The organism is Exiguobacterium sp. UBA5002 (assembly GCF_002396765.1).
In the GTDB taxonomy this organism is placed as follows: domain Bacteria; phylum Bacillota; class Bacilli; order Exiguobacteriales; family Exiguobacteriaceae; genus Exiguobacterium_A.
On the sequence record NZ_DGYQ01000035.1, the window covers coordinates 1 to 12,177 of the forward strand.

General features: G+C 47.4%; 11 protein-coding genes and 1 riboswitch. Of the genes, 7 read left to right on the top strand and 4 right to left on the bottom strand.

Annotation, left to right across the window (positions count from 1 at the left end):
- Positions 1-80: 80 nt before the first annotated feature.
- Entirely contained in the window at positions 81-2,288 is a 2,208-nt protein-coding gene (locus B4C70_RS10840) for a phosphodiester glycosidase family protein (RefSeq protein ID WP_290779254.1), read from the bottom strand.
- 175 nt (positions 2,289-2,463) lie between these two features.
- Here B4C70_RS10840 and B4C70_RS10845 point away from each other — a divergent pair, with 175 nt between their 5' ends.
- Both B4C70_RS10845 and B4C70_RS10850 read left to right on the top strand, forming a co-directional pair.
- Positions 2,464-3,270, top strand: a complete 807-nt coding sequence (locus B4C70_RS10845) for an SMP-30/gluconolactonase/LRE family protein (RefSeq protein ID WP_290779257.1) — start codon at positions 2,464-2,466, stop codon at positions 3,268-3,270.
- 127 nt (positions 3,271-3,397) lie between these two features.
- Entirely contained in the window at positions 3,398-4,126 is a 729-nt protein-coding gene (locus tag B4C70_RS10850) for an MBL fold metallo-hydrolase (RefSeq protein WP_290779260.1), read from the top strand.
- 61 nt (positions 4,127-4,187) lie between these two features.
- On the opposite strand, the gene B4C70_RS10855 is transcribed toward B4C70_RS10850, so the two are convergent.
- Positions 4,188-5,798: an alpha-glucosidase gene (locus B4C70_RS10855; protein ID WP_290779262.1), complete on the bottom strand. Its 1,611-nt coding sequence runs from the start codon at positions 5,796-5,798 to the stop codon at positions 4,188-4,190.
- A gap of 148 nt (positions 5,799-5,946) precedes the next feature.
- Here B4C70_RS10855 and B4C70_RS10860 point away from each other — a divergent pair, with 148 nt between their 5' ends.
- The 4 genes from B4C70_RS10860 to B4C70_RS10875 all read left to right on the top strand — a co-directional run bounded on the left by B4C70_RS10860 (position 5,947) and on the right by B4C70_RS10875 (position 9,898).
- Complete coding sequence (locus tag B4C70_RS10860; RefSeq protein ID WP_290779265.1) at positions 5,947-7,134, top strand: aminotransferase class I/II-fold pyridoxal phosphate-dependent enzyme; 1,188 nt, start codon at positions 5,947-5,949, stop codon at positions 7,132-7,134.
- A 62-nt stretch (positions 7,135-7,196) separates the two neighbouring features.
- Positions 7,197-7,302, top strand: a riboswitch (SAM riboswitch).
- An 84-nt stretch (positions 7,303-7,386) separates the two neighbouring features.
- Complete coding sequence (locus tag B4C70_RS10865; RefSeq protein WP_050678124.1) at positions 7,387-8,400, top strand: methionine ABC transporter ATP-binding protein; 1,014 nt, start codon at positions 7,387-7,389, stop codon at positions 8,398-8,400.
- On the top strand, positions 8,390-9,055 hold the full coding sequence (locus B4C70_RS10870) for a methionine ABC transporter permease (RefSeq protein WP_214852335.1): 666 nt from the start codon (positions 8,390-8,392) through the stop codon (positions 9,053-9,055). Before B4C70_RS10865 ends, B4C70_RS10870 begins: the two co-directional genes overlap by 11 nt.
- Before the next feature lie 27 nt (positions 9,056-9,082).
- Entirely contained in the window at positions 9,083-9,898 is an 816-nt protein-coding gene (locus B4C70_RS10875; RefSeq protein ID WP_290779268.1) for a MetQ/NlpA family ABC transporter substrate-binding protein, read from the top strand.
- 59 nt (positions 9,899-9,957) lie between these two features.
- Here B4C70_RS10875 and B4C70_RS10880 read toward each other — a convergent pair whose 3' ends face one another.
- Both B4C70_RS10880 and B4C70_RS10885 read right to left on the bottom strand, forming a co-directional pair.
- On the bottom strand, positions 9,958-10,458 hold the full coding sequence (locus B4C70_RS10880) for a GNAT family N-acetyltransferase (protein ID WP_235515940.1): 501 nt from the start codon (positions 10,456-10,458) through the stop codon (positions 9,958-9,960).
- A gap of 85 nt (positions 10,459-10,543) precedes the next feature.
- Entirely contained in the window at positions 10,544-11,422 is an 879-nt protein-coding gene (locus tag B4C70_RS10885; RefSeq protein WP_023469369.1) for a CAP domain-containing protein, read from the bottom strand.
- 348 nt (positions 11,423-11,770) lie between these two features.
- Between B4C70_RS10885 and B4C70_RS10890 the strand changes: the two genes are divergently transcribed.
- Positions 11,771-12,127, top strand: a complete 357-nt coding sequence (locus tag B4C70_RS10890) for a hypothetical protein (protein ID WP_290779278.1) — start codon at positions 11,771-11,773, stop codon at positions 12,125-12,127.
- Positions 12,128-12,177: the final 50 nt, after the last annotated feature.

A 12,177-nucleotide genomic window follows, 5' to 3' on the forward strand; every position in this document is an offset into this window, starting at 1 on the left:
GCTTAATTTGACAAACCGTCCTGATAAAAAAAACAGGGTCAAGATTTCATTGAAATCCGATTCCCTGTTTTTTTTTAGGTTTAGTATAAAACTTTGAGTTGATCCAAGTACACCTTACTCTTAATGGTTGTTCCTTTTTTCGATGTATCCGTTTCAACAAAATACAACGATTCGATTTTAAGAGGTGTTGGCCACGTCGGATCGAGTGTCGCTTGTACCGTTTTAAATCCTTTCCACTCTACCTTCTTGACGAAATCCACGACATGTCGATTTCCTGCAGCATCTTTGACTTCTGAGCGAAGCCAAGGCGCGCGTCCATCTCCATACACATCCATCGTCAATGCACGGGCAGGAGAAGGAATGATCCATGATGCTTTTTTAATGTACATGGCTCCGTTTTGTTTCTTCCACCCTGAATAATCGTATGTCATTTCAAGTGATTGTTTGCCACTGGATTTCTGTAAGGAACTGAGACGGACAGCATAACTCGAAACATAAGGAGATTTCGCTTCGTAGACTCCCTGTTCGAAGGAATCGATGACTTCCTCTTTTTTCATAGCATAGACGGTGACCGGTAGTCGAACCGTCTTCCCTCCAGATGAGACAGTTAGTTCTGTCTTCCCGATTTTCTTTGCAAGAATATTCCCTTTTGTAATCGATGCGGTCGCTCCGTTTGCAACCTGGTAATTGAGTTGCGAAGCAGGGATTACGACACGTCGTCCGTTTAGCCATCCTTCTGATGAAATCGCGAGGCGTTGTCCTACTTTTAACAAGATCGGACGCCCTCCATTGACTGTAAGACCGGTCAAGCGATTCGTGACTGGAATCGATACGGTTCGTTTAGCACGATCAACTTGCATCGTACCTGTCCATTTTCCAGGAGTCAGCGGTGCCGTGACTTGTAAGCCTTTGACACCTGTCCCTTTCCAAATAATCGATTTCTTCGTTGCATCTACAGGCTGTCCATTTGCATCCGTCAGCTTTAATCCAAATCCACCTTTTTCACCTACATATAATTCTTTAGGGGCAGTCAATAAAATCGTCGTCGCTACATTCGATGGAACATAATGAGTGGCTAATATTAAACCGTTCGTAATAGAGCGACTTCTTCCATCTGCCGGTACATTCGCTGTTTTAGGTAAAAACTCTCCAGCGCGTCTGACCATTATCTCTGTCGATCCCCCACCATCAAATGCGAGGGCCGACGTTACACCTAAACGCTTCATTTGCTCCACTGCCTCAAGCATCGTAATCCCTTTTGAATCAAGACGAGCTTGATCCACCGTAATAATTTGAACTGTCCCGTTTGATGTTGTACCGATAAGTGTCCGCGCCTTACGAGCGAGCATCAAAAAGCGGTCATGGTTCAATGCTAGGCTGTCTAAACTATATCCAACTCCATTTTGAATCAACCAGTTATATCCAGATACCGCTTCTTGAATATCGTTACGCATTTGAAGATTCGATAATTGAACTAGATTTAATTGTGTTGATAACAGACCATTTGATTTTTCTTCTGCTGCTTTCACAAGTGCGAGTAGTGCCGCTTTTTGTTTTCCGAGACCAACGAGGACAACTCCAGCATCGGGTAAGCGAATTTCTTTACGGAATGTCGTATCTACCGATTCAACGGTCCATTGATAGTTCTTCCCGAGTGTAAACGCCGATGTCGCTGTTCCTTTTAAATAGACGATAGCAATTTCTTTTTTCATCGCTTCTGACGGCTCAATTAGCTTCAGCATTTTTGAAGCATGATGAGCTGAACTAAAGATACCGATTCGATTCGCTAAGTTCTCGTTACGGTTAACTGAGTGGATCGTTACCCGCTTCGTATCAGTCGTCGCAGATCCGATGATACCGAACGACCCGATCTCTGGTTTCCCTTGTCCGTTGATCATGAATGATGGGAATTTTGTCGCAGAATCTTTTACACTATGACTAACCAGTACTTGATTTTGCTGAATTTGAAGTCCAATCGGTAACCCCGAAGCTACTCGATACATATCGGCATTGATCGCTGTTACGACACGCCCCCCGCTCACTGTCACGCGACTAACTTGAGAAGGTAAAGATTCTGTTGCTAATACACGATCTCGTCCTTTCGTCGTCATCCAGTAGTTACCGGTATCGGGCTGAACCGTTATATGTCGAAATAACTGTGGTGTACCCGAAAGTGTTTCTGATTTTGTCGTATAGGTCACACCTTTTGAAATCGTTTCTGCCTGAGTGGTAGAGACAGATTGAAAAAGACAAAAAGTTGTTAATAAAATACAAATTTTCTTGAACATAACACACCTCCGTTATATATTATGCCTTTTTTAGTAAATAAATGACATAATTAATTTAGGAGAGGTTTATTTTTATTCATAACAGGTATAGAAAGTAGTTAACTAATTCCTTTTAAGCCACATATGTTGCAATCAACATATGAATCTATTCATACATGATGTAGGAGGCCTTTTCATGAGTGTATCTGTATTTATTGATGTCGCGTGTAAGACAGGTGAATCCCCTGTTTACGACGCAAAAACAAAACGCTTTTATTTCGTCGATATTCCGAATCAACTGCTCTTTTCATATGATCTTGTTACAGAAGCACTTAAACCATATACGTTGCCAAGCGCTATTACATCGATTGCCTTGACGGACGCTCCGGACTTATTGCGTGTCACATCAGCACATGGCTTTGGCACGTTCGATCTCAAGGAAGGACATCTGTCTCTCGAACATCAATTGTCATTACCGGATTCTGATCGGATGAACGATGGCAAGCTCGATCCGACCGGACAATATGTCGCTGGTAGCATTAATGAAGAAGACGGCAAGACCGCTGGATTGTTCCGTCTGCGTCACGATGGTTCCATCGATGTCTTGCACGAAGACTTAACGAACTCGAATGGACTCGTCTGGTCAGAAGATGGCAAGACGCTTTATCACATCGATACACCGACGAAAAAAGTCTATGCCTTTGATTACGCTCCGGACGCTCCACTTTCGAATAAGCGTGTCGCCGTTGACCTTGAAGAAGAAGAGGGGTTCCCGGATGGTATGACGAAGGACGCGGAAGGTCATGCTTGGATCGCGCATTATGCGGGATCATGCATCACCCGGTGGAATCTTGCGACTGGTGAAAAACTCGATCATGTCGACTTCCCGGTCGCCAATCCGACGTGTCCGATTTTCTACGAAGATCGATTGCTCGTCACGACGGCTGCAAACGGAGATGATGCACCACACGCCGGTGCTGTCTTCGCCGTAACATTTGAATGATTTATAGAGGAGGGATCATCTTTTTTAGAGGTGATGCCTCTTTTTCCACACAATTCGTCTAGACGTCTCTAAAAAAACAGACGATACTAAAGAAGAAGTCTATTCATTTTTTGAAGGAGTGAAGCCGATGCGTGTCACGACAATCGAACGTTTACAGCAACTGCAGACGACCCCATCCTTTTTCCCCGTCAACTGCTACCTGTTTGAAGAAGCAGACAGTTTAACATTGATTGATGCCGGACTCGGAATCAACGCAAAGGCGCTCTATCACTATATTCGACAGCAAGAGAAGCCACTCGGTGCAATCATCCTGACTCATGCGCACGCCGATCATGTCGGCTCACTGGATTTCCTTGCGAACGCCTTCCCACTTGCTCAAGTCTGTATCAGTTATCGCGATGCCGCCCTACTCAGTGGGGATGAGACGCTACGCGAAGGCGAAACGACGCCCTTAAAAGGGGGCATTCCGAAAAACATCAAAACGCGACCGGATCGATTACTCGAGAGTGGTCAACAAGTCGGAAGTCTCAGTGTCATCGCCTCACCCGGTCATACACCTGGTTCGATCTCGCTTTGGCATGAAGGAAGCCGGACGTTGATCGCTGGCGATGCTTTTCAGACGCAAGGAGGACTCGCTGTCTCCGGTGACGTCCGCTGGCAATTCCCGTTTCCCGCCCTCGCAACATGGGATCCGGACGTCGCCCTTCGCTCGGCTGATCAACTAACGGAACTGTCTCCAGATATTCTTGCCGTCGGACATGGTCCACTCATCCTTGGACCAAGTTACGAGATGCGACAAGCCGTCGATCGATTCACGCACGTCTTACAGACGAAAAAATCGTCACCTTTCAAATAACACACGAAAAAACATCCGTACGCGTTCCTGACACGTCGCGGATGTTTTTTCGTCCAGTAGTTCAATTCTGTTCTGTAACAGCATATCGATATACACGTGCTTCATAAGGACGTAGTTCATCCGAGACATCTGGATAGTTCGACACAAGCAACTTATCTTGCGATAAAACGAAGGCAGTTTGCATCGGTTCGTCATGCACGTTGAGAACGATCCGCCACACTTCTCCCTCTAGTTCCCGCTCATAGATGTAGAGATACGGATCATGAAGAGCTAAGTCGCGATACGTACCATAGACCATGATTGGATGATCCTTTCGCATCTGAATCAATGCTCGGTAAAAGGCAAGGACGGATGATGGATCGGCTTCTGCTTGCGCGACATTGATGTCCGTGTAATTCGGATTGACCGCTAACCACGGTTTCCCACTCGTAAAGCCTGCCGCGTGCGTACCGTCCCACTGCATCGGTGTGCGGGAGTTATCGCGCGCGAGTAACTGCATCGATGAGAGCACGACCTCTGGGTCCTCTCCGCCAGCGACGCGCTCCGCGTATCGATTTCGAAAGGCGACGTCCTGATAGAGCGACGGATCCGAGAATCGAATCCCCGTCATTCCGATCTCTTCTCCTTGATACACGTATGGAATGCCCGGTAACGTATGCAACATCAAACCAAGTAGTTTCGCACTTTCAACGCGGTATCGTTCACTGCCGAAGCGCGTCACTTGTCGTGTATGATCATGGTTGTTGAGGAACTGTGAATTGACACCTAATGGGTATAAAACGTCGTACCAGCGTTTTTGAATCTCCTTGAATCGTAAGAGATCCATCACCTCCATGTCATCCGCGATTTCGAAGTGAAATAGCGTCCGGAGTTCTTCTCGGTCCTCACTGACATATAACAGCCCGTCTTCTGGACCGACGAACGGAATCTCACCAACTGTAAACAAGTCTTTACCAGCAAGAACATTCGCATGCATCTCCTGCAAGAAGTCATGCACGCCGGGCTGATTTCCAAGGTACGAGAGATCAAACGGATTGGCGACATCTTCAAACGACCGTTTTTTGATCAAGTTGATGACATCCATCCGGAATCCGTCGATCCCTTGATCGATCCACCAGTTCATCATATCGTAGATCGCTTGCCTCACAGCTGGGTGCTCCCAGTTTAAGTCGGGCTGTTCTTTGGCGAAGGAATGAAAATAATACTGCCCGCGTTCTTCACTCCACGTCCATGGGCTTGGCGCAAAGTACGAGCGCCAGTTGTTCGGAGGCGTCTCTTTCGTGCCATCCTGCCAGATATACCAGTCATCCTTATCGTTGATCCGCTCCCGCGACTGACGGAACCAGTCATGCTGGTCACTCGTATGGTTCACGACTAAATCGAGAATGACCTTCAATCCACGGGCATGAGCGGCCGTGATCAACTCCTGGAGATCTCCCATCGTTCCCGCTTTTTCCATGATCTCGTAATAATCGGCAATATCATAGCCGTTATCGACGTCCGGCGAACGGTAACACGGATTCAACCAAACGACATCGACACCAAGTGAAGCGATGTAATCGAGCTTGTCGATGACACCTCGCAAATCACCGATCCCATCCCCGTTCGAATCCTTAAAGCTACGCCAGTAGACTTGATAGACGACTGCCTCTTTCCAGTTAGCTCGCTTCATCTTCCCACTCCTCTCCCTACTCTTTATTCCCGCTCCACTTATCTGTACCTGTTTATCCGACAATTTTTTTGAATTTCGAAAAAGTTCTTTTCTTTTGACTGAATATTCGTTATCCTTGACGACAATACCACGAAGGAGGCATTCATCCATGAAACATTTCGCTCCATCCATCGCCATTGATCGGCTTCCTGCTCCCGTCTTCGCTGAGCTCGCAAACCGAATCGGTGCTGTAAAAGCTGCCGGACACGATGTCATCACACTTGGTCAAGGAACACCCGACCAGACGACGCCTGTACATATCCTCGATGCCTTAAAACAAGCCATCGACGAGCCAACGAACCTTCAATATCCACCGTTTCGTGGACATGATTTTCTAAAACAAGCCGTCGCAAGCTTTTACGCGACTGAGTTCGGTGTCACGATCGATCCAGCAACGGAAGTCGCGATTCTGCTCGGCAGTAAAGCCGGAATCGTCGCTTTACCGCAGACAATCGTCAACCCTGGAGAAGGAGTCATCGTTCCGGATCCAGGATACCCGGATTACCTGTCTGGTGCCGCACTCGCTGGTGCTTACCCGATTACACTTCCGTTGCTCGAGAAAAACGGCTTCTTACCCGATTACGACTTACTTGATACGACGGACGTCGAGCGTGCCCGGATGTTGTTCCTCAACTACCCGAGTAATCCGACGGGTGCGACTGCGACGGCAGAAGCCTTCGAACAGACAGTCGCTTTCGCCGATGCCCATGATATCTGTGTCGTCCATGACTTAGCATACGGCGGAATCAGTTTCGATGGTCCGACACGGAGCTTCCTGCAGACGGAAGGTGCAAAAGACGTCGGGATCGAATTGTTCTCACTCTCGAAACGCTTCAACATGTCCGGCTTCCGGATCGCCTTTGCGATCGGTAATCCGTCTGTCATCTCAAGCATCGAGACGTACCAAGAACATCTCTACGTCAGTGCCTTCACACCGATTCAACATGCTGCGACCGTCGCTCTGACGAGTGACCAGACATGTGTCCGCGAGTTAAGTCGCTTGTACGAAACACGACGCGATGCGTTGTTCGCGAAACTCGATGCGATTGGCTGGAGTGGACCACGTCCGGGCGGTTCCTTCTTCGTCTGGCTTCCTGTTCCTGAAGGTTACACGTCCCAAAGCTTCACCGATCACCTGCTTGACGAAGCACACGTCGCTGTAACCCCTGGATCCTTCTTCGGCGAATACGGTGAAGGCTACGTCCGGATCAGCTTGATTGCTGACGTCGAACGTCTAGAAGAAGCCGTCGATCGAATCGGAACGCTCAACCTGTTCCGGACACCTGTTGCGGAATAATTCTGAAAAAACATTTGACAGATGGGAATCATTTCCGTTAAAGTAAATCCCAACAGCATAACTACTTATCGAGAGCGACCGAGGGATTAGGCCCAACGACGTCCGGCAACCACCTGTAAGGAACGGTGCCACATCCTACAGAATGATTTTCATTCTGAGAGATAAGTTACGAAATCTTACACTTTCGTCGCTTTTTTCTGGTTGCTCTGCTACTAGGAAAAAGCGACTTTTTTTGTATGAGGAGATGAGCGGATGATTGAATTCAAACACATTACAAAACGGTTCGTTCGAGACCGGACCCCGATTTTTGCATTACGGGATGTCGATTTGACGATCCAAAAAGGAGAAATCTTCGGAATCATCGGTGAGTCCGGTGCCGGTAAAAGTACGTTGCTTCGCCTAATCAATGGGCTTGAGCATCCGACACAAGGAACCGTCAAGGTCGACGGTGTCTCGCTCGGCGGGATGTCAAAAGCAGATTTGCGTCAACTTCGCTTGCGGACAGGAATGATCTTTCAGCATTTCCAATTGATTCAGTCGCGCAACGTCGCGGATAACATCGCTTTTGCGCTCAAGGCCGCTGGCGTTAAACGAGCAGATTTCCCGGAGCGAATTCGCGAACTCGTCTCGCTCGTCGGACTCGAAGGATTCGAGACGAACTTCCCGAGCCAATTAAGCGGGGGGCAGAAACAGCGCGTCGGGATTGCCCGGGCACTCGCGAACGATCCGACCGTCTTGTTATGTGATGAAGCGACATCAGCTCTTGACCCCGTTACGACACTACAGATCCTTGAACTGCTGAAGGATTTGAATGAACGTCTCGGACTGACGATCGTCCTCATCACGCATGAGATTGATGTCGTCAAACAGATTTGCCATCGCGTCGCGGTCATGTCGCAAGGTGAAGTCGTTGAAGTCGCCTCAACCTATGACTTGTTTAGTCAAGCCAAGCATCCAGTGACGCAACATTACGTCGATACGGCACTACAAATCGAATTGCCGGAACGCATCTTACAGGCAACCCCAGGCAAGATCATCCGCTTGCAGTTCACGGGCGAAAAGACCGGTGAGAGTACGTTATCAGAAGCGATCCGCCGTTACGATATCTCAGTCAGCATCTTGCACGGCAAGGTCGACTACATTCAAGACGTCGCCTTCGGTGTCCTGATTGTCAGCTTGACGGGATCATCTGATCAAATCGCCCCTGCCCTCGACTGGCTCGCGACGGAACTTCATGCACTCGAGGTGATTCAGGATGTGGCTTGATCGTATTCAAACGATGTTACCTGAGCTCTTGAAGGCACTCGGCGAGACGGCGTGGATGGTCGGAATTTCACTTGCCTTTGCATTGGTCGTCGGGATTCCGCTCGGGATTCTCTTGTTCGTCACAGACCGGGGATTATTTTTTCAAAACCTTGCCGTCCGACGTGTCCTTGACTTCGTCGTCAACATCGTCCGGTCGCTACCGTTCATCATCTTGCTGGTTGCCCTCATTCCGTTAACGAAGTTCTTACTCGACAATACAATCGGTCCGACGGCAGCATCCGTCAGCCTCAGTGTCGCAGCGATTCCGTTTCTCGCACGACTCGTCGAAACATCACTGCGTGAGATTCCACCTGGTTTGATCGAAGCAGCGGAAGCGTGCGGTGCGAAACCATTACGGATCATCGTCAGTATCCTTTTACCAGAAGCACTCCCTGGCATCATTCAGGGCATCACATTAACAACGATCAGCTTGATCGGCTTCTCAGCGATGGCTGGTATCGTCGGCGGCGGTGGTGTCGGTGACCTCGCGATCCGTTTCGGTTACTATCGCTACGATAATCTCATCATGATCGTGACGATCGTCGTGCTCATCGTCATCGTTCAAAGTATTCAAGCACTTGGCAATCAACTGGCGCGAAAAACAGATAAACGCTAATCATACATGCAAAGGGAGAGTGCAATCATGAAAAAACGATATGCCTTTTTAGCAACAGCCTTACTCGGTGCAGGAGTCCTCGCAGGATGTGGAGACAGCAGCGCTGATGAAAAAGACAAGACGATCAAGATCGGGGCGACGAGCGGTCCGTATAGCGACATGGTCAAACAAGCGATCCAGCCACAACTCGAAAAGAAAGGCTACAAAGTCGAAATCGTCGAGTTCAGCGATTACATTCAACCGAACATCGCCCTCGGTAGCGGCAATATCGACGCCAACTTGTTCCAACATTCGATCTATCTCAAGACGTTTTCTAAAGAAAAGAATCTCGACTTAAAAGGACTGATCACGGTTCCGACAGCACCGATGGGACTATACAGCAAGACAGCGAAGACACTTGACGACGTCAAGACAGGTGCTGAAGTCGCGACGCCGAATGATCCGACGAACCAAGCACGGGCACTGAACTTGCTTGCGGAACAAGGGTGGATTGAACTCAAGCCGGATGCTAATCCTCTGACCGTTTCAGAAAAAGATATCGTCAAGAATCCGAAGAAACTCGTCATCAAACCACTCGAAGCGGCTCAACTGCCACGCGCTGTCGAAAGTGTCGATATCTCAGCCGTTCCAGGGAACTTCGCACTTGCTGCGAAATTCGACTTACTTGATGCGTTAGCACTTGAGACGATGGACGAACAATACCGGAACCTCGTCGCTGTCCAAACGAAAGATGCGGACAAACAAGTCGCAAAAGACTTAAAAGCAGCCGTCGAATCGGACGCCTTCAATGAAGTTATCGAAAAATCATTCAAAGGCTTCAGCAAGCCTGAATGGGCAAACTGATGTAAAAAACGACCGGAATTCAAGGAGAGATCATCTCTTTGAATTCCGGTCGTTTGGTGTTAGAACCGATACCACATCAGTTCTTCATCATGATAGGTATCATCGATTTTCAGCGCCCGTGGTTCAATCGCGTATGATTCAAAACCAAGCGACCGATACAACGCTTTAGCAGCTTCGTTCGTCCGGACGACCGAGAGATGGACTTGCTCAATTACAGGATGCTGCTTTAATGTACGTAATGCCTCTTCTACAAGGCGTCGTCCGACCTGTTGTTTTCGGGCGCGTGGCGTGACGTACATCGCAAATACATTCGCTCGATGTCGCATCTTGAACGGCTCGGAGCAGACGATAGTGACGACACCGACGAGTTCATTTTCATGAAACGCACCAAACGTCATCGACTGTTCGCTTTCAAGACGAGTTGCGTACCGTTCGACGGATCGATCTTTTTCTGATTCATAATCAGAGCCAAATGCCTCAGGATGGTTTCGTAAGGCTTCTAATCGCAACGCTTTATAGAGTACTGCATCTTCTGGATTCAATCGACGGATTTCCAACATCCCCACCTCCTGCCTTTAGTGTAAAACACACCGCTTCATGAAAAAGAGGACGACATCGTGAAATATCGTCCTCCATTTTTCTATTTTAAGGTGTTCGGAAATTAATCGTGAAGTATGGCGCGTTACTCCGGAAAGCCACACCGATGTCAGCTTGTTTGTACTCTTTTTTCAAAATATTTTCTCGGTGCCCTTTTGAATTCATTAAGCCCCAATGTGATGCAAAGACATTCGGATAGCCCATTGATAGATTTTCACCAGCATAGCTGAACCTGATTCCTTCACGCTTCATCCGGTCGAACGGATCACGCCCTTGCGGATCCGTATGTGCGAAGAAATTATTCTTCGCCATATTTTCGCTATGACCGCGTGTCACTGGCTTCAGTGCCGTATACGGAGCCAACGGATTTAACTTGTAGTCAGCCCGTTCCCAGTTCATCAATCGTAGCATCAGCTTCTCATCCGTCGTTCGTAACGCATTCGAAGCCGTACCATAGAAACCCTTTTTCTTCGCTTCGACGTCTTTCGGAATCGACAGTGTCGCTTTCACCTTATTCCCATCATGTTGGTCGAAGAAATAGGTGACGTAATTCCCCTTCTTCTCATAGACGGCTGCATGATCCAGGTTCAACATGTAGTTCGTGTTGCCTTTACGGTAGGACTTCACTGCGGTCCATCCTTTTTTCTTCAGCGATGATTCCGTATCTTTGTTCAAGACTGCCCCTTGCGTTGTTATACCATTTTTAAATCGGTACTTTCCGTATTCCTTACCGTCCTTCGTCAACGATACGAATTCTTCGCTGGACGTCCGCCTGACTTCCCAGTCGTAACCTGGATATTCACTGCTATATCGATCAATCAGCTTGCCGCCACTTTTCGGATAATCGGCTTCTGCCTGTTCCATTGGAATGTTCTCGTAGCCGAAAAAAGCTACTGCTGCTACTCCGACGATCAACCATTTTTTCATATCTTCGTTTCGCCTCCTTTAATCATTACCTTTATTTTAAAAGAAAATGATTCTTTCGAACAGTCATTGGCTCTTAATTGTCTAAATCACATTTTCCGTTCACAAATTAGACACGTTTTATGAGAACGTTCTCATATTATTAAAATGCTTTCGTTAAGAGGATTCTTAAAAGTATTTAGTACATATACTAAACCATCTTTCCCTTTTCTTAAAATGTGTGAACATTCTTTTATTTCATCATTCGAGATTTTTGATTGCTCTCGGAATTCTTACTCGGTATCATTAGAATTCGTAAGCCAAACTTTCAATGCTTTTCCAAATAACATAATGAAATGAAGGAGTTGACCTATGGTTTTACTGTATTTCATTTATGAGTCCATCGCCTTTTTACCGATTCAGCAATATTTATTTTCTGGATGGATGATTCTCGTCGTGTTGACGGTTTCATTCAGTTTAGCGAATGCACACGAAGATGTACGATTGAATCAACGACTCGGTTTTGAGTTACTCGTTCCTGGTTCTGGTATGTTGCTTTGCAAACAATTCATTCCTGGTCTTGCTATCATCCTTTTTTTAATCTTGATCCACTTCACTTATATGTTCCGTGTCATCCCTCTACCGATTGCTTTAATTTCTACGCTTTCCATCAGCACGCTCTCACTTCTTTCGCTTTTAATTCCAGCACGCAAAAAAGCGGACCGCTAAGTCCGCTTTCAAAAAAACAACGGACCTTCTTCGTCAAAAAGGTCCGTTGT